The sequence below is a fragment of the Idiomarina sp. OXR-189 genome (genome assembly GCF_034373425.1).
Lineage (GTDB): Bacteria > Pseudomonadota > Gammaproteobacteria > Enterobacterales > Alteromonadaceae > Idiomarina > Idiomarina zobellii.
Genome location: NZ_CP139706.1, coordinates 2438919 through 2457147, shown reverse-complemented (window position 1 = coordinate 2457147; position 18229 = coordinate 2438919). Strand labels below are relative to the sequence as shown.

The following is an 18229-nucleotide window of genomic DNA, read 5'->3' as shown; positions in this document are numbered from 1 at the left end:
AAACTCTATTTAGCCTTTTGACTCGCGGCCAAGGCGTTTACGCTCGTTTTCTGTTAAAGCACGCTTACGAATACGGATAGATTCAGGCGTAACCTCAACCAGTTCGTCGTCGTTGATAAACTCAAGCGCTTGCTCCAGTGTGTACTTAATTGGCGGGCTCAGTGTTTGAGCGTCGTCAGTACCTGAAGCACGAACGTTGGTCAGCTGCTTACCTTTAAGGCAGTTAACAGTTAAGTCGTTCGAACGGTTATGAATACCAATAACCTGGCCTTCATAAACTTCGTCGCCGTGCGCTGCGAATAATTTACCGCGCTCTTGCAGGTTAAACAGTGCGTAAGTCAATGCTTTACCCTGTGCGTTCGAAATGAGTACGCCGTTCACGCGTTGGCCAATAGTGCCGCCTTTGTGCGGACCGTAATGATCAAACGTGTGATACATCAAACCAGTACCAGATGTCAGTGTCATGAACTCAGTCTGGAAGCCAATTAAGCCACGGCTTGGTACTTCGAAGTCGACACGAACACGGCCTTTACCGTCAGGTGTCATGTTTGTCATCTCGGCTTTACGTAGGCCAAGTTTTTCCATGACCGAACCCTGGTGCTGCTCTTCGATATCAACCGTCAAAGACTCATACGGTTCCATTTTCTTACCGTCTTCTTCTTTGATGATAACTTCCGGGCGAGATACAGCCAGCTCGAAACCTTCGCGACGCATGTTCTCGATTAATACACCTAAGTGCAATTCACCACGGCCTGATACGCGGAATTTATCCGGGTTATCCGTTTCTTCAACGCGAAGCGCTACGTTGTGAACCAGCTCTTGCTGTAAACGCTCAAGAATTTGACGTGAAGTAACGAATTTACCTTCTTTACCCGCGAACGGAGAGGTGTTGACCTGGAACGTCATGGTAACCGTTGGTTCGTCAACGCTTAGCGGTTTCATTGCTTCAGCTGCGCCAACAGCACAAACGGTATCTGAAATTTTCAGTTCGCCCAAACCGGTTATCGCACAAATGTCGCCTGCATGCGCTGATTCAGCGTCAATGCGGTCAAGGCCGAGGTAGTTAAATACTTTACCAATTTTACCGCTACGCTCTTTGCCGTCAGCACCGACAATGGTCACCGGTTGGTTGACTTTCACGCTACCGCGAGTCACACGACCAATACCGATAACGCCAAGGTAGCTAGAGTAATCCAGCTGCGAAATTTGCATCTGTAAGTCAGCGTCAGGGTCTGCGTCTGGGTGGCTAACTTCGTTAACGATAGTTTCGAACAACGGTGTCATGTTGTCGCCAACCGTTTCTTCTTCACGAGTCGCCCAACCGTTTAGAGCTGATGCGTAAACCACTGGGAAGTCTAATTGCTCATCAGTAGCGCCTAAGTTATCGAACAAGTCGAATACTTGGTCCATGACCCAGTCAGGGCGAGCGCCGGGACGGTCGATTTTGTTGATGACAAGAATTGGGTTTAAACCGTGCTCGAACGCTTTCTGTGTAACGAAACGAGTTTGCGGCATAGGACCGTCAACAGCGTCGACCACCAGCAATACGGAGTCAGCCATTGATAATACACGTTCTACTTCACCGCCAAAGTCAGCGTGTCCAGGAGTGTCCAGAATGTTGATGCGGTAATCCTGCCAGTTAACGGCTGTATTTTTTGCCAAAATGGTAATGCCGCGTTCTTTTTCCAGATCGTTAGAGTCCATGATGCGCTCTTCGAGCTCACCACGACTTTCTAAGGTGCCAGATTGTTGAAGTAGTTTGTCGACCAGTGTGGTTTTACCATGGTCTACGTGCGCAATAATCGCAATGTTGCGAAGCTTATTGATATCAAATGCCTGAGTTGTCATTAAGAAAGCCTGTGTTTGTCGGTAGTGAGTGTAAACCCAACCCTTCCGACGGGGGTTTATGAAAAATAGCGGCGTATTCTACCTTCTTAGACTCTATTAAAAAAGACCTGATTGTTTTTTGTTCGCTATTTTTACTGAATAATCGGACAATAGTTTCGAGACTTACTGTGAACTTTTGCACCGTCATGGTGCGTAATGGGCTATAGTGGTGCGAATTTGTTGGTGCGAAATAAATGATTTTAAGCAACCTTTTGATTTATAAAGGAAAGTAAATTGGCATAAGCTTTGCTATACTGTGCCTGTTACTTTTAAAAAGACGCTGTCTACTGGAGGACAACATGTCAGCTGATAAGATTTTCGATACCATTAAAGAAAACGACGTAAAATTCGTCGACCTACGCTTTACCGATACTAAGGGTAAAGAACAACACGTCACTATCCCGGTGTCGCAAATCGATGACGACTTCTTTGAAGAAGGCAAAATGTTTGACGGCTCGTCAATTGCGGGCTGGAAAGGTATTAATGAATCAGACATGGTGCTGATGCCGGACAACGAGTCGGCAGTATTAGACCCGTTCACTGATGAAATGACCCTGAATATTCGTTGCGACATTTTAGAGCCTGAAACGCTGCAAGGTTACAGCCGTGACCCTCGCTCTATTGCCAAACGTGCGGAAGAGTTCTTGCGCAGTTCAGGCATTGCTGATGAAGCTTATTTTGGTCCTGAGCCAGAGTTCTTCCTGTTCAACGACGTTCGTTTCCGTACCGATATGAGCGGTTCGTTCTACAAAATTGATGCCGATGAAGCAGAGTGGAACTCGGGTCGTGAATATTCGGAAGGCAATATGGCGCACCGCCCTGGTGTTAAAGGCGGTTACTTCCCGGTACCTCCGGTTGACTCAGCTCACGACATTCGTGGCACCATGAGTTTGGTTATGGAAGACATGGGTTTAGTGGTTGAGGCGCACCACCATGAGGTGGCGACAGCCGGTCAGAACGAGGTAGCGACCCGTTTCAACACCTTAACGACTAAAGCCGACGAGCTTCAGGTGTACAAATACGTTGTTCATAACGTCGCGCACTCTTATGGCATGACAGCAACCTTTATGCCTAAGCCATTAGTCGGTGATAACGGCTCTGGTATGCACGTACACATGTCACTGAACAAAGGCGGTGAAAACCTATTTGCCGGTGATCAGTACGCTGGTTTGAGTGAAACCGCGTTGTATTACATTGGCGGTATTGTTAAGCATGCTCGCGCGATTAACGCCTTCGCAAACGCATCAACGAACTCATATAAACGTTTGGTTCCTGGTTTTGAAGCGCCGGTTATGCTGGCTTACTCCGCGCGTAACCGTTCAGCGTCCATTCGTATTCCGTTGGTGTCTAGCGCTAAAGCCCGTCGTATTGAGGTACGCTTCCCTGACCCTAGCGCGAACCCTTACCTATGTTTCACTGCGCTACTTATGGCTGGTCTTGACGGTATTCGTAACAAGATTCACCCGGGTGATGCAATGGATAAGGACTTATATAACTTGCCACCGGAAGAGGCAAAAGATATTCCGACCGTTTGTCATTCGTTGGAAATGGCGCTGGAAGCATTAGATAAAGACCGTGACTTCCTGAAGCAAGGCGGGGTCATGGACGATGACATGATCGATGCGTACATTGGTCTGAAGTACAACGAAGTTGAAACACTGAAGAAGACAACACACCCTGTTGAATTCGACATGTACTACAGTGTTTAACAACCTTTAGAGGGCGGTTTATACCGCCCTTTTTATTTGCACCAACATGGTGCATAAGCTAATCTTCCCTTGTGAACATTAACTCATTAATTAATCAGCTGCTGACCGGGATACTCGCTTTAGACGAGAGCCTCACTATTCGTTACGTTAATTCGGCAGCGGAGTCCCTATTTGATCATAGTGCGAAGCGTCTGCTTGGAGAGCCTTTCTCGACGGCTTTTTTTCAGTGCTCGTTAGCCAGTGAAACCATTGCCAATTGCTTTCATTATGAGCAAAGAGTGCTCAATACGGATGCGGAATTCGCTTTGCATTCAGGGCATCGAATTACCGTCGATGTGTGCATTCAGACCATTCAGGATGACGGTCAAACACTGTTGTTGATGGAGCTTCGCAAGGCGGACCAACTGCGCCGCATTAATCAGGAAGACCAGCAGCGGAACCAATTGTTTGCTACCCAGCATTTATTGCGCGGTATGGCGCATGAAATAAAAAACCCATTAGGCGGACTACGCGGTGCGGCACAGCTGCTGGCGCGTGAGCTGAACGACGATTATTTAAAAGAATACACGGACTTAATTATCAGTCAGTCTGACCGTTTGCGTTTTTTGGTCGATCGCCTGTTAGGCCCTATGAAGCCCGGCAAGCGAGAACGGGTCAATGTGCATGAAATAACGGAGCGCGTGGCGAAGACGTTGTCTTATGAATACGGCGATGCACTGAACATTGTTCGCGACTACGACCCGTCATTGCCGGATATTATGATTGTCGAAGAAAGCTGTGAGCAGGTGTTTTTAAACATTGCACAAAATGCAGCCCAAGCGATGAACGGCAAAGGGAAGCTCATTGTAAGAACCCGAGTTGAGCATCAGTTAACGCTTTTCGGAGAGCGTTACCGGCAATGCGCTGTGGTTCACTTTATCGATAATGGTCCTGGCATTTCTGACGAGCTTAGTAACACCCTGTTTTATCCGTTAGTTAGCGGCAGAGCAGAGGGTACGGGGCTGGGACTGTCTCTGGCACAAACCATTGTGCACCAGCATAAAGGCAAAATTGAGGTCAGCTCTGAACCGGGACGTACTCAATTTTCTGTCTATTTACCTTATGTGAGTGAGGGCACAGGAAATGACTGACGCAAGTTTATGGATAATTGATGACGATGAGTCCATTCGCTGGGTGCTGGAAAAGGCTTTTGCAAACAGTCGTTATCATGTACGTACTTTTTCTGACAGCGCTACATTTTTTAGCGAACTTGAGCAGGCTCAGCCCACTGTGGTAATGACGGATATTCGCATGCCCGGTGACGACGGGTTAGTAGTGCTTGAGAAGTTGCAAGAAAGCCACCCTGATATGCCGGTGGTGGTTATGACTGCTCACTCTGACTTAGATACGACAGTCAAAGCCTTTCAGGGCGGTGCGTTTGAGTATTTGCCTAAGCCGTTTGATATTGATGAAGCGCTGACAACGGTAGACCGCGCACTACGGCATGCGGCTGAAAATAAACAAGGTTCGCAGCAAGCTAGAACCGCAAAAGTACCTGAGATTATTGGTGAAGCGCCTGCTATGCAGGACGTATTTCGTGCCATTGGGCGATTGTCGTCATCCAGCGTGAGTGTGCTGTTAACGGGAGAAACAGGGACGGGTAAAGAGCTTGTTGCGCGAGCATTACATAAACACAGTCCGCGAGCAGATAAGCCTTTTATCGCACTGAATATGGCGGCCATTCCAGCTGATCTCATTGAATCTGAGTTGTTTGGGCATGAACGCGGTGCATTTACCGGCGCTGATAAAAAACGCATGGGACGTTTTGAACAAGCCAATGGTGGCACGCTTTTTTTGGATGAAATAGGTGATATGCCGCTGTCAGTGCAAACTCGTTTACTGCGCGTACTTGCTGAAGGACAATTTTATCCGGTGGGGGCACATCAACCCGTAGAGGTCGATGTTAGGGTCATTGCAGCAACACACCGATCATTGGAAGCGCTGGTTGCTAAAGGTCAGTTCCGGGACGATTTGTATCATCGATTAAATGTCATTCGGCTTAAACTACCGCCATTGCGTGAACGGAAAAATGATATCCCTAAACTGATCGAGCATTTTTTAGAAAGTGCTGCAAATGAACTCAATGTGGCGGTGAAAAATCTGTCTAAAGATGCTGTGACGACACTAAAAAGATACCGCTGGCCGGGCAACGTTCGTCAGCTGGAAAATACGTGTCGCTGGTTAACTGTTATGGCTCCCGGTCAACGCGTGGGCGTGGATGACTTGCCGGACGATATTGTGAATAACGGCGATATTAAGTCTGAGTCAACAACGGAAACGAACAGTGAAACTTTGAGCAGTTGGCTGAGTCTATTAAGCGATGAGCTGGCTACAATACCCAATGATAATACTGACGTACTGACTCAGTACCAGCGCCGACTCGAACAAATTGCTTTAGAGCATGCGTTAGCCCGTTTTGATGGGCATAAACAAAAAGCCGCGCTATGGTTGGGTTGGGGGCGTAATACACTCACCCGAAAACGGAAAAACCTGCTAAAGTAAAAGTTCTGTAAATTGGGTCGTATATTGAGCGGTCATTTTGGATCATGAATTTATTTCTGGAGAGAACAACAAGTTATGAGACATTCAGTACTACTCATTGATGATGACAGCGAAATGTCCGTCATGCTGACGGAGTTGTTTAAACGTGAATCTGTTGATCTGACGACCGCTGAAGATGGGGTCACAGGGCTCGATGAAGCCCTCAATGGTGACTACGAACTCATATTGCTGGACGTTATGTTGCCGGGCATTGACGGTATGCAGTTGTTGCAACGCCTGCGCCAGCAACATCGTGATACTGCTGTTTTAATGCTGACCGCTCGCGGCGACGACGAAGATCGTGTTATGGGTCTTGAGCTGGGTGCCGATGACTACTTGCCTAAACCCTTTAATCCGCGTGAACTGGTTGCCCGGGTAAAAGCATTGCTGCGCCGCACGCCAAATACCACAATGCAAAGCGAGAAGTTGTCCGTTTGCGGTATTAATTTGGATCCTGCAACCACCGAGGTTCATTGTGACGGCTCAGAACTGATACTGACGCCCACAGAGTTCGATATTTTACGCTGCTTAATGCAACAGGCTGGACACATGGTCAGTAAAGATCAGCTGTCAGTGGCGGCTTTAGGCCGTAAGATGGAGCCTTTCGACCGCAGTCTCGATGTTCACATTAGTAATATCCGCAAAAAATTACCGACCAAACCGGATCGTATTCAAACCATTCGTGGTCGTGGGTATCGCTTACTTGCGAGTCTATGAAAACACGACGCACGCGGTGGTATCGGTCATTAACCTTAAGGTTGCTGCTGGTTTTCTGGGCGCTGCTGTCGGTTACTGCCGCCAGTGGCTACCTGCTTGCGATATGGAACAAACCTAAGGCGGAGCTCTCTCCGCTTAAACCTGAAATATACCAAACCCTGCAACCTTTGCTCAGTGATGCTCTCACTTTTCACTCTCTTCAGCCAGGCAGACTCATTGCTGGCGACTACCGCGTGGCTGCTCAACTATCCAATACCGGCAGCGAAAAGCTTTTAATGGATGAATTACTGCGCATTAAACATGGCTCAACGTTACTACGCATGCTTGGGCAGGAGCAGCCGCAGCAAATCCCTTTGGATGAACGGCTGTTAATGGGACCTTTTGAGCTTAATGGCAATAAAATATTGGTCACGCGGCCGTTAGGTCCTGAGGAATACGTCGATAAAGAGCAACTTGAGCAAGAGTCGATGCAGGCGCGGGCACTGACCGTAATTATCGGCAGTGGTGTGCTCGCTATTTTGTTAGGTATTTGGCTTATTCGCCCTATTCGCCGAATGATATTAGGTATGCGAGAAGTGGCAAAAGGCAGTGCAAAGCCCGACTTGAAGCGACTGCCAAAGCGGGGGGATGAAGTGGGTGAGCTGGCGCGAGCCTTGTCGCAAACCGCGTTGGACTTAGCCAAGTCGCGAGATGCCCAGCGGCGACTATTAAGTGATGTATCTCACGAGCTGCGCTCCCCAATGGCGCGTATGCAAGTGGCGTTGGATTTAACCGAAACCGATGCGCATGGGGATGATCCTAACTGGCAGCAACTGCGCCGGGACACCGAACGTTTAAGCGTTATCATCGAGCGTATTTTGTCGCTTTCCCGCCTGGAAAATGGACTCATCGAGTTGAACAAGGAAGCGTTGGACAGTGGCGAATTGGTCCAGCAGCTTATTAACGATATGTGCTATCAAAAACCAGAGGTAGAAGAGCGCTTAGTGAAGCTTGGAGATGCCTGGCCAGAGATTGAAACTGATGCAGAGCTTTTCCGTCTGGCGCTTGAAAATATTGTGAGAAACGCCCTGCATTACACCGAAGATAAGGTCGAACTGTCTTGCGAAGTAGGTCGCGACAATATGTGTGTGATAATACGCGACCACGGCCCGGGTGTGGAAGAGTCGACACTTGTTAAGCTATTTGAACCGTTTTACCGTGGTGATCCTGCCCGTCACCATAAAGCGGGTGTTGGTTTAGGTCTTGCTCTCAGCCAAAGAACAGCGGTTGTCCTCGGTGGCAGCCTCACCGCTAAAAACCACCCTGAAGGTGGACTGGAAGTCGTGCTAGAATTGCCAAAACGGTAATTTGAGCAGCACGCATGTCGCTAAACGACCCTCTTAAACAAAAGCCTTCCGATGACTCGCCGAATTGGCGAGCCTTTTTTGATGACACTATTGTGCCTTTTTGGGACACAAAGGTTGAGTCGAAGTATTTTAAAGGTGACGACGGCTTAACGTTGCACTATGCCTCTTATAAACATACTCCAGAAGCGCCGCTGGTTGTTATTAGCCCGGGTCGCATTGAGTCTGCGTTAAAGTATCAAGAATTATTCTGGGAGCTGGCACAGTACGGATTCTCAGTCACTGCTATCGACCACCGAGGACAGGGTTTGTCGAACCGTTTGACAGACAATCCACATCAGGGTCACGTTGACAGTTTTGATGATTTTGTCCGTGATTTTGCACGGTTTAACGATGAAATTGAGAAAGAGTTTGGCAATGTGCCGAAAACCCTGTTCTCTCACTCGATGGGGGGCACCATAGCTACGCTTTATTGCGCTAACTATAAGCATAGTTATCGGTCGCTCATTTTATCAGCTCCTATGTTCTCAATTGATACAGGCGGTGTGCCGTACAGCTTAGCGAAGCTTGTCGTGAGTGTCGGAGCGCGTCTTAACCGCTGGTTTGCGAGACCCTGGTATTTTCTGGGCATGAAGAATTATCAGCGTATTGCTTTTGAGGATAATGTCTTGACGCAAAGCCCGGCACGATACGATGCTTTTCGTGACGGATATGAGGCTCAGCCTAGTGTGCAGCTTGGAGGTCCAACATTTAATTGGTTGTATGAGGCGATAAAAGCTTCGGAGGCTGCGCAGGACGTCGTCAATGAAATAAACATACCGGTGACGCTATTTCGGGCCGGCGCCGACAAAGTTGTTTCGAAAACAGGGCAGTTAGCAGTGGCAGCAAAAGCAACAGAAGGCCACTTCACTTTTAGGACGATAGAAGGGGCGTATCACGAATTGATGATGGAAAAAGACTGTTATCGAACGCTCGTTTTGAACGCTATCGTTGAGCAGACCCTTCCACTATTGCAACAATCTCAGGGTCCATGTGCACAATAATATCGGCTCCCGGGAAGGCTTTCATCAGTTCAGCTTCAACGTCATCCGCAATGGCGTGGGCGCGCAGCAGCGATAAACTGTTATCGAGCTCAATGTGAAGCTGAATAAAGCGAACCGGACCCGCCTCACGAGTCCTTAAGCCGTGGAAACCCTTAACCCCGTCAACCGACATGGTTGCTTCAGCAATTTGTTTTTGGTGTTCCTCAGACAGCTCTCTGTCCATTAATGACTGGAACGCGTCCCAGCCAATCTTTATAGCACCAATTATAAGGTATACCGCAATGCCAATGGCGAATACGCTGTCTGCCCAAAACCATCCCATACTGGTTAGCATAAGAGCGACAATGACGGCCAAATTCAGCAGAATATCAGACTGGTAGTGCAAGTTGTCCGCTTGAATTGCCTGTGACTGCGTTTGTCGTATAGCAATGCGTTGAATAGTGATAAGAACCGCTGTAATAAGTATGGCGATAATAGAAACAATGATGCCGTAACCAGCTTTCGGAACGCTGCCGCCCTGAATGAGCTGCTGCACACTGTGAAAAACTAGCAACATGCTGGAACCGGCAATAAAGGCACTTTGTGCGAGAGCCGCTAATGACTCGGCTTTACCGTGACCAAAGCGATGCTCTTCGTCAGCCGGCTGGAGCGCATAGCGAATGGCAAAAAAACTGAAAATAGAAGCGCCGCTGTCGAGAATGGAGTCTGTTAACGAGGCCAGCATACTGGCAGACTCAGTTTGCAACCAGGCAAACAGTTTTATAGCAATAAGGGTAGCCGCCACAACAACCGATGAAGCACTGGCTAAACGAACCCAAAAAGAGTAATTTTGCTGATAATTTTTCTGCTTTGGCACGGCTTAGGCACACATTAAAAAGAAATATTCTGCTATTCTACCGTTTTTCTAAAAGCGATGAAAATGAGCGATGCTGCATTTAGTTTTATTTGAGCCTGAAATTCCGCCTAATACCGGCAACGTCATACGCTTAGCGGCTAACACCGGTATGCAACTTCACTTAATTAAGCCGCTGGGTTTTGAACTCGATGAGAAAAAAGTCCGTCGTGCCGGTCTGGATTACCACGACCTTGCTAATGTGAACATTCACGAGAATTGGCAGGCGTTTCTGTCCGATGTTGAGCATAACCGCATTTTTGCCTGTACGACGAAAGGCAAAACACGCTATACCGATGTGCAGTATCAAACTAACGATGTGTTGCTATTTGGTCCTGAGACTCGCGGGCTGCCAATGTCCGTTCTGGAAACCTTTCCATCAGAAAACTGGCTGCGGTTACCTATGGCTGATACAAGCCGAAGCTTAAACTTGTCGAATTCGGTCGCTATCTTTGCCTATGAAGCTTGGCGGCAGCTTAATTTTGAGGGGGCTCGTTAACGTTACTAAACAGGTAATTGTCGAACGCTTGCTTTAACGAACGACCCCGTTGTGTGTCAGGAAAGGCGACAAATAACGGGCTCGGCTCAGCGATTAATTGTTGTTTGTAGGGTTTTTCCGTCCAGTCTGGCAGGTTATCCCGGTAGTCGACAACGCCGTTTACTCGTTCCATATCCAGCAACGCAAAGCAATCGAGAGAGCTGTCTGCGCGGTAGAACGGACGTTGTGTATCGACGAGATCTTCAATGAATCGTGGGCCTGATACACAAATAGGTCCTTCGTTTTCTTCTTCTAACATGAACAAATACAGACTGTCGTCATAACCGATGTGGTATTTCGACAGCGTTATGTTCTCAATGTTTTGATTGGCGCGCACCCCTAAAAGCACATCAGCACGGGCCTCTTGAATCATCTGTTTAGCGCGCTGCCAACTGGTTACAACCGGGTGTAGTTGAGCCGCCATTTGCGGAAAAACCTGTTTTGCAAATGCCCAAAGTACACCTGTGCCGTCTGCGTTAGTCAGCCCTTTTTGGACAGGACCCAAAACAACAATTGGCTTAGATGCATCAAGTGGCTGGGCTGGTTTTTCTGCATACACCCCATAGACCTTTTGCAGCTCTTCGATACGACCACTTTCTTTTAGCTTTTGTAACTGGTAAGTCAGCTGTGGAATAAGCCGGGCATGCTCTTCGTTAAGGTAATGAAAACCTTGTTCGATAGAAAGCTGGTGAATAATAAAGTTGGGGTTGCTGCTCAGTGAAGACCCCTGGTATTGAAAGTCTGCCATAAAGGCTGCATCTACCCGGCCAGCCTCAACCAGTTTCACCACTTGCTCTAAATCTGTTGGGGTTACGACAGATGGCGTTTCAGCGAGGTCGTTAACGACTTTGGTGATGGCGTCCATGCCATTGACATAAGCCAGGCTTTCATAATTGCCGGGACGACAGAAGCCACAACGACGGCGGTCAGTTACCGCAACTACGTCGAAAGTAAATAACGGGAAAGGCACGCGACGTAATTCACGGCGTTTGTCTTCCAGTGATGGTGTTCGGCCCAACTCTCCGGCAATAGTACCCTCAGCCGCCAGTTGCTCGCCACGGATTCGAGGCAGCTCAATGTACTCAAGTTGAATACCGAGTTCACGGTACGCTTCTTCAAGCACTGCCGTGACATAATTGGTAAAGGCACTCTCGTCCGGCGCACGAAAGGTGAGCTTTTCCTGGGCCATTAAGACCCCTGAAAATAATGCAGTGAGTAGCGTTAACAACGCTGCCCGGACGATGAGTTTCATAAGTTAAAAATAACCTGAACGCGAACAACAGCGACCTAGTATAACAGCGAATACTAACTATAATAAATGGAGTATTTACGAACGTTTGTTGACACACACAGTCAGAATCTCTAGCGTTTCAGACGTTGTTATCCTATCGGAGTTTTTTATGGTCAAATCGTTGTTGTTTTTAGGTACTGTATTTTCGTTAGCTTTTAGTACTGCGCATGCTAACGAAGATAGCTACCGTCATGTAATGCTGGCGGGCGGTGGTATGTCTGTGTGTTCGAGTATGGCATCGGATAAATGCGATGACGCCGACTGGATAGACAGAGACACCATGCGCACAGACCGTTACCTGAATATTTCTAAGAAATTTCGTTCGAAAGCAACGGCAGAGTCGGTTTGGCCAACTTACCGCGAAGAAACCCGAAAAGAAGTTATTGATGCATTAGCACTGATTCATGATCGTATTAAGGAAGATATTGTCCCGGAGCGTGTGTTCTTAAGAGAGTTTACGCGTCGCGCAACCCAGCAGCTGTATAACAGTTTGTCGGATGCTGAGTGGAATCGCATTATCGATTTACTGGAAATGCCGGTGCCGGACAATATGGCCGAGATGGTGAATTTAGAGGATAACTTGTCTGGTGAATCGCGTGCTATTTACCGTCAGTTTGTGGGTATGGCTGAAACTGTTTCAGATGATGAGCAGCCCACTATTTACTTTTTAACGTCGTCGTCGCGTGACCCTTATGCAGAAATTGACTTTTACACCAGCGTATTCGAGCAACTCGGCGCCAAAGCGAAATGGCTGCCACTTGATTCTGCGGTTATAAAAGCACGCCGTGAAGGCCGCTGTGAAGAATTAGCAGAGATACAAAAAGAGAGTCAGGGCGCTTACGAGCGTGATCGTGTTTACCGCGAGGACTACGAAAAACAAGTCGAGTTTTGTAAAAATCCAGCAGCAACTAAGGACATGTTGGCAGAAGCGGATGCGGTATTTATCAATGATGGCAACGCCAACTTTACGCGTTCGACATTTGTAAAAAGCAACAACCAAATATCGGATGAACTGAAGCAAATTGTCACTTTAGTTCAGCAAAAAGAGCTGGTCATTGGTGGTGTCGGCGCTGGCGCAGCAGTAATGACGTCCAAACCTATGATATCTAACGGAACAACTGCCGAAGCTATTAAGTCAGGAGCCCTTGCCTCTGATCCACCACTGCATGGTTGTGACTTAGACACGACCTGTCCACCGAATACCGGGCCGGATACACTGACGTATCATCCATTAGGTGGTATGAGCCTGTTCCATTTTGCGACCGTTGACTGGGCAATGTCGGGTAACGGTCGTCACGGCCGTTTGTTAAGGCTGGCCGCTGAAACATCAACGCCACTGTCATTAGGCGTTGATGAAGAAACCTCAATGACCGTGAATTTAGAATCAGGTGCGTTTGAGATTCATGGTGAGCGCGGTGTGTTCTTTGTTGAAAATGCTCAGTCAACCGACAGCGCAGTGGCAGGAACCTTTCATTACCTGGTGGCGGGCGCTTCCGGTGTGATTTCGCCATTTGGTCTGCAAACGACTGAGTTCGCGGAAAGTGATAACGTTGTGCAAACAGCACCTACAACGAACTTCCTGAGAGATCGCGGCTTAATCGATTCTATGCGTATTCTGTGTGGAGAGCGCAACCAAGTCAGCTTATTAAATAAGAGTTACCGACTGGTTGCGCAAAAAGGTGAGTCGAGCCGTGTTCAGGCTGCAGGCGGAGAATGCCAGATAGTGAACGGTAGCATCGGCATCGCCTATCAGCCTGAAGAGAAGCTCTAGGCTACGCCAAACTCGCTGCGATAAGCTTCAACTTTTGGTAGATATTCTTTGAACGTGTTGTCATCCTTCAAAAAGGTGATGACATCGTTCAGGCTGACAATGCTAACCACTTTTGCACCAAAGTCGCGTTCAACTTCTTGAATAGCTGAAAGCTCGCCTTTGCCTTTTTCCTGACGATCCAAAGCAATTAATACTCCCGAAAGTTCTGCGCCATTGGCTTGAACAATATCCATTGCTTCGCGAATAGCTGTACCGGCGGTAATCACGTCGTCCACCAGCATTACTTTACCTTCCAGCGCAGAGCCCACTAAGTTGCCGCCTTCACCGTGGTCTTTTTTCTCCTTTCGGTTAAAGCAGTAAGGTGTGTCTTGGTTGTGCTGGTCGTAAAGTGCAACAGCGGTTGCCGTGGCAATAGGAATGCCCTTATAAGCCGGGCCAAATAAAACGTCAAAGTCGATACCTGAGTCGACCAGGGCCTCTGCGTAAAAGCGACCTAAGCGAGCCAAGTCTGAACCTTTATTAAAAAGTCCGGCGTTAAAGAAGTATGGGCTGGTGCGACCCGACTTCAATGTAAACTCGCCAAACTTAAGAACACCACGCTCAATCGCAAATTCAATAAACTCTTTTTGATACGCTTTCATTCGTTAACTTCCTGAACTATTACTGACACTAGGCTAAAGCTTTTTTCTGAATATCGATAAGCTCGCGGATGCTATGGCGCGCCATATCGACCAGACTGTTCATTTCATCAAAGCTGAAGGCTTCGCCTTCGGCAGTGCCCTGAATTTCGATGAATTTGCCGGCTTCAGTCATAACAATGTTCATGTCGGTGTCGGCTTTTGAGTCTTCAACGTACTCTAAGTCGCTGACCGGGTCGCCATCTAAAATGCCTACCGAAATAGCTGCAACCATCTCTTTTAACGGGTTCACCTTAACCATGCCCTGGCTACGCATCCAGTTAAGAGCGTCGACTAAGGCAACACAAGCGCCGGTAATAGACGCGGTACGTGTACCACCGTCAGCCTGAATAACGTCACAGTCGACCGTAATCGTATTCTCGCCCAGCGCCGCTAAGTCGACGCAAGTTCGCAATGAACGACCAATAAGACGTTGGATTTCCAAGGTGCGTCCACCTTGCTTACCACGCGATGCTTCACGCTGAGAGCGGGTATGTGTGGCACGCGGTAACATGCTGTACTCGGCTGTGACCCAACCCTGACCTTTGCCTTTTAAAAAGCGGGGAACGCCTTTTTCAACAGAGGCGTTGCAAAGAACTTTGGTTTCACCAAACTCAATTAATACTGAGCCTTCAGCGTGTTTGGTGAAGTTACGGGTAATGGTTACCGGTCGAATTTGTTGTGCCGTACGGCCACTTGGACGCATGTCATCTCCTTTTTGAGTGAATGTCGCTGTGTAAGAAATTGAACGCAATTGTAGCAGAATTGCACGATTAATGGATCGCGATTCCGTCGACAACGTATTACACTAGACGTAGCAAAATAAATGGACGGGAGGCGGTATGTCGCGTTCAGATGATGAAGAATTTGAGCTGTTTCGTCAGGAAATGACGGATGTAACGCCGTTAGCCGGTGAAGAAGTCGCTGATATTAAGCAGGCTTTTGAGCCAACATTGGCGCAGAAAGAGCGGCGCCGGGCAGCAGAAGCTGAAGAAGCAGAGAATGCTAACTTCTTGTCGACTGAATATGTCGATTTAGTGGAGCCAGATGAAGCCATAGAGTTTCACCGCGACGGTGTTCAGGCTGGTGTATTCAAGCGCCTGAAGCAAGGCCGCTATACTATGGAAGCAAGCCTGAACTTGCACCATCACTCGTTAGCGGAAGCGCGCACAGCATTATTTAATTTTGTGCAGGACTGCCATGCGGCGGGTGTAAGAACGGCTCTGGTGATTCACGGTATGGGTAAGCATTCAAAACCACACCCGGCGCTGATAAAAAGCTATGTGAATAAATGGCTGCGTGAATTGCCGCCAGTGCTTGCGTTTCATAGCGCGCAACGGCCGCACGGCGGCCGCGGTGCCGTGTACATTATGATGAAGAAAAACGCCGAACAGAAACAGAAAAATCGCGAAAAGCACGCGAAAAAATAAGGAAATACAATGATTCAAAGTATGACGGGCTACGCTCGCTACGAACATAAAGCTGACTGGGGCACCGCAACATGGGAAGTCCGCTCGGTAAACCAGCGTTATTTGGAGACCTTTTTCCGCTTGCCGGAAAACTTTCGTTCGCTGGAAAACGCACTGCGCGATAAATTTCGGAAAAATCTGCAGCGCGGCAAGGTTGAATGCAAGTTATACGTGCATATCGATGAAACGCGTCAAAGCGAGTTGTCTATCAATGAAGAGCTTGCGAAAAGCGTTATTGCCAGCGCTAAGTGGGTGAGTCAGCATTCGGCGGCAGGCCAGTTAAACCCAATTGATGTGTTGAAGTGGCCCGGCGTAGTGAACGCGGACGAGCAAGACACCGACGCTCTGCAAAAAGAAGTACTGAAAGCCCTGGATGCGACTATTGCTGAGTTCATAGAGAACCGTAAAAGCGAAGGTTCGGCTATTGATAAAATGCTGCAAGAACGTCTGGATGGCGTTAGTAAACAAGTCGCCTTTGTTCGTGAGCGCATGCCAGAAGTGCTCCAGTGGCAACGTGAGCGCTTACTAACCCGCTTTGAAGAAGCTAAAATAGAACTTGACCCGCAGCGCATTGAGCAGGAAATGATTATGCTAGCGCAAAAAGTCGACGTTGCCGAAGAGCTAGACCGACTGGATGCCCACGTAGAAGAAGCCCGAAAAATACTGAAAAAAGGCGGCCCCTGCGGACGTCGCCTGGACTTTATGATGCAAGAGTTCAACCGCGAAGCAAACACGCTGGCCTCTAAATCGATTAACGCCGATATCACCGCCGCCGCAGTGGAGCTTAAGGTCTTGATAGAGCAAATGCGGGAGCAGATCCAAAACATCGAATGATATTCGCCTTGTTTTATTTACATTCTAAAAGACCTTTTGTATAAGGGTTTTGGCTGATTGCTTTATTCGTTTTAGTTCGTCGTTTTTCGTCCTAAAGCAGTTTTAATTGGTGGGTAATATGGTGGGTGTGCTAGTATCCTAATAACTTAAAGTGGTGGGTAACTAAAAATTTCCTTTGGGAATTAGCACAATGGGTAATTTCAAAGATACGCAGCTAAAGGCGTTAGCTAAGAAGAAGATTGGGCGTCACCACGATGGTGATGGCTTATATTTTGTTGTTCCGAAGTCGGTGAGAAAGAATGAGGATGGGAGTGGCAAAGTAGAGGCCCCAGGAAAGCCATACTGGATGCTTCGGTTCACTTACAATAAAAAGCGTCATGAGATGACGCTTGGTCGTTACCCTGACTTATCGGCAGCTGAGGCCAGACTGGAAGCTGCTCTTAAGAAGCGGCAGGTTAGAGAAGGCCAAAACCCGATCGCTCTAAAGAAACGTGCTGAAGAAGAGGAAATTAAAACGGTAAATGACCTGTTCAAGGATTGGCACGAAGAAAATAAAAGCCGCTTGAAGCATTGGAAAATTCCCGAGAGGGTCTATCGGAAGGATATCTCACCTCATATTGGGGCACTAAACGTTGACCAAGTTACTGCCCGTGATATCCGCCGAGTAATTAAGACAATCAATGACTCTGGGCGTCCGACTATCTCCAACGATGCACTCTTGTATTGTAAGCAGCTATTTAACCACGGCATCAAAATCGATGTAGTAGGAGCTAATCCAGCGAGTGCATTCCAGGTGACGGACGCCGGTGGGATCGAGAAGAGCCGAGATAGAGCATTGACACTAGAGGAAGTTAGGCTAGCTTTTAAAACCTTCCGCGAGAATCAGCATATATTTACCCGCGACAATTACCTGGCATGTGCTTTGCTGGTCTTGTTGGGAGTTCGTAAGTCCGAGTTATGTGAAGCTAGGTGGAATGAATTTGATCTGGATAAGGCGGTCTGGGAGCTACCTAAAGAGAGAAGTAAGTCGGGGGTAGGTCTAACCATTCCCTTACCAGATCTGGCCTTAGAAATGTTTACAGAGCTTAAGACACGCTCGGCAGGCTCTGAATACGTTTTGCCAAGCAGAAGACAGGCTAAACGGCCACATATGGGGCCTGACACTCTTAACCGTGCGATTGGAAAGATGTTTGGTTATGAGCCAGGCAAAAATACCAACCCTCCTAATCTGATGGGCGATATGGAGTACTTCAGAGTGCATGATTTACGCAGGACATGCCGAACCCTTTTGGCTAGTATCGGAGTGCCGGGGCACGTTGCTGAACGGTGCCTAAATCATAAGCTTAAGGGAGTTGAACAAGTTTACGATCGGCATGATTATTTTGAAGACAGGAAGCGAGCATTGAGTGAATTATCACTAGCACTTAGTGGTTTGCTTTAGGTGACGTCAGTAACAGATAGTTCATTCTTTGAAAGTG

16 protein-coding genes are annotated in these 18229 nt (G+C 47.9%); 11 read left to right on the top strand and 5 right to left on the bottom strand.

Annotation, left to right across the window (positions count from 1 at the left end):
• Positions 1 to 9 precede the first annotated feature (9 nt).
• Positions 10 to 1848 (bottom strand): translational GTPase TypA, encoded by a 1839-nt coding sequence (gene typA / locus UM402_RS12070; protein WP_058578512.1) that lies wholly within the window; start codon positions 1846 to 1848, stop codon positions 10 to 12.
• A 338-nt stretch (positions 1849 to 2186) separates the two neighbouring features.
• On the opposite strand from typA, the gene glnA reads away from it, so the two are divergent.
• From glnA to UM402_RS12040, 6 genes are all read left to right on the top strand, one after another.
• Positions 2187 to 3596: a glutamate--ammonia ligase gene (gene glnA, locus UM402_RS12065; RefSeq protein WP_053953368.1), complete on the top strand. Its 1410-nt coding sequence runs from the start codon at positions 2187 to 2189 to the stop codon at positions 3594 to 3596.
• A gap of 71 nt (positions 3597 to 3667) precedes the next feature.
• Positions 3668 to 4726 carry a nitrogen regulation protein NR(II) gene (gene glnL, locus UM402_RS12060; protein ID WP_058578511.1) on the top strand — a complete coding sequence of 353 codons (1059 nt, stop codon included), beginning with the start codon at positions 3668 to 3670 and terminating at the stop codon, positions 4724 to 4726.
• Entirely contained in the window at positions 4719 to 6137 is a 1419-nt protein-coding gene (ntrC, locus tag UM402_RS12055; protein ID WP_058578510.1) for a nitrogen regulation protein NR(I), read from the top strand. Before glnL ends, ntrC begins: the two co-directional genes overlap by 8 nt.
• Before the next feature lie 75 nt (positions 6138 to 6212).
• Positions 6213 to 6893 carry a response regulator transcription factor gene (locus UM402_RS12050; RefSeq protein ID WP_058578509.1) on the top strand — a complete coding sequence of 227 codons (681 nt, stop codon included), beginning with the start codon at positions 6213 to 6215 and terminating at the stop codon, positions 6891 to 6893.
• On the top strand, positions 6890 to 8239 hold the full coding sequence (locus UM402_RS12045; protein ID WP_322295348.1) for a HAMP domain-containing sensor histidine kinase: 1350 nt from the start codon (positions 6890 to 6892) through the stop codon (positions 8237 to 8239). The genes UM402_RS12050 and UM402_RS12045 overlap by 4 nt, the downstream gene beginning before the upstream one ends.
• Positions 8240 to 8253: 14 nt before the next feature.
• Positions 8254 to 9279 (top strand): alpha/beta hydrolase, encoded by a 1026-nt coding sequence (locus tag UM402_RS12040; protein ID WP_058578507.1) that lies wholly within the window; start codon positions 8254 to 8256, stop codon positions 9277 to 9279.
• On the opposite strand, the gene UM402_RS12035 is transcribed toward UM402_RS12040, so the two are convergent.
• Positions 9221 to 10135 (bottom strand): cation diffusion facilitator family transporter, encoded by a 915-nt coding sequence (locus tag UM402_RS12035; RefSeq protein WP_058578506.1) that lies wholly within the window; start codon positions 10133 to 10135, stop codon positions 9221 to 9223. The two genes, UM402_RS12040 and UM402_RS12035, sit on opposite strands and share 59 nt — an antisense overlap.
• 70 nt (positions 10136 to 10205) lie before the next feature.
• Here UM402_RS12035 and trmL point away from each other — a divergent pair, with 70 nt between their 5' ends.
• Positions 10206 to 10670, top strand: coding sequence for a tRNA (uridine(34)/cytosine(34)/5-carboxymethylaminomethyluridine(34)-2'-O)-methyltransferase TrmL (gene trmL, locus UM402_RS12030; RefSeq protein ID WP_058578505.1), 465 nt, complete (start codon positions 10206 to 10208; stop codon positions 10668 to 10670).
• Here the strand turns inward: trmL and UM402_RS12025 are convergent.
• Positions 10648 to 11961: a hypothetical protein gene (locus UM402_RS12025; RefSeq protein WP_058578504.1), complete on the bottom strand. Its 1314-nt coding sequence runs from the start codon at positions 11959 to 11961 to the stop codon at positions 10648 to 10650. The genes trmL and UM402_RS12025 overlap by 23 nt on opposite strands.
• 148 nt (positions 11962 to 12109) lie before the next feature.
• On the opposite strand from UM402_RS12025, the gene UM402_RS12020 reads away from it, so the two are divergent.
• Positions 12110 to 13771, top strand: a complete 1662-nt coding sequence (locus UM402_RS12020; protein ID WP_058578503.1) for a cyanophycinase — start codon at positions 12110 to 12112, stop codon at positions 13769 to 13771.
• Here the strand turns inward: UM402_RS12020 and pyrE are convergent.
• Positions 13768 to 14412: an orotate phosphoribosyltransferase gene (gene pyrE, locus UM402_RS12015; RefSeq protein ID WP_058578502.1), complete on the bottom strand. Its 645-nt coding sequence runs from the start codon at positions 14410 to 14412 to the stop codon at positions 13768 to 13770. The genes UM402_RS12020 and pyrE overlap by 4 nt on opposite strands.
• Before the next feature lie 28 nt (positions 14413 to 14440).
• Positions 14441 to 15154 carry a ribonuclease PH gene (rph, locus tag UM402_RS12010; protein WP_058578501.1) on the bottom strand — a complete coding sequence of 238 codons (714 nt, stop codon included), beginning with the start codon at positions 15152 to 15154 and terminating at the stop codon, positions 14441 to 14443.
• A gap of 136 nt (positions 15155 to 15290) precedes the next feature.
• On the opposite strand from rph, the gene smrA reads away from it, so the two are divergent.
• From smrA to UM402_RS11995, 3 genes are all read left to right on the top strand, one after another.
• On the top strand, positions 15291 to 15878 hold the full coding sequence (gene smrA / locus UM402_RS12005; protein WP_058578500.1) for a DNA endonuclease SmrA: 588 nt from the start codon (positions 15291 to 15293) through the stop codon (positions 15876 to 15878).
• Positions 15879 to 15887: 9 nt separating this feature from the next.
• Entirely contained in the window at positions 15888 to 16751 is an 864-nt protein-coding gene (locus UM402_RS12000; protein WP_058578499.1) for a YicC/YloC family endoribonuclease, read from the top strand.
• Between the two features lie 190 nt (positions 16752 to 16941).
• On the top strand, positions 16942 to 18192 hold the full coding sequence (locus tag UM402_RS11995; RefSeq protein ID WP_322295347.1) for a tyrosine-type recombinase/integrase: 1251 nt from the start codon (positions 16942 to 16944) through the stop codon (positions 18190 to 18192).
• Positions 18193 to 18229 lie beyond the last annotated feature (37 nt).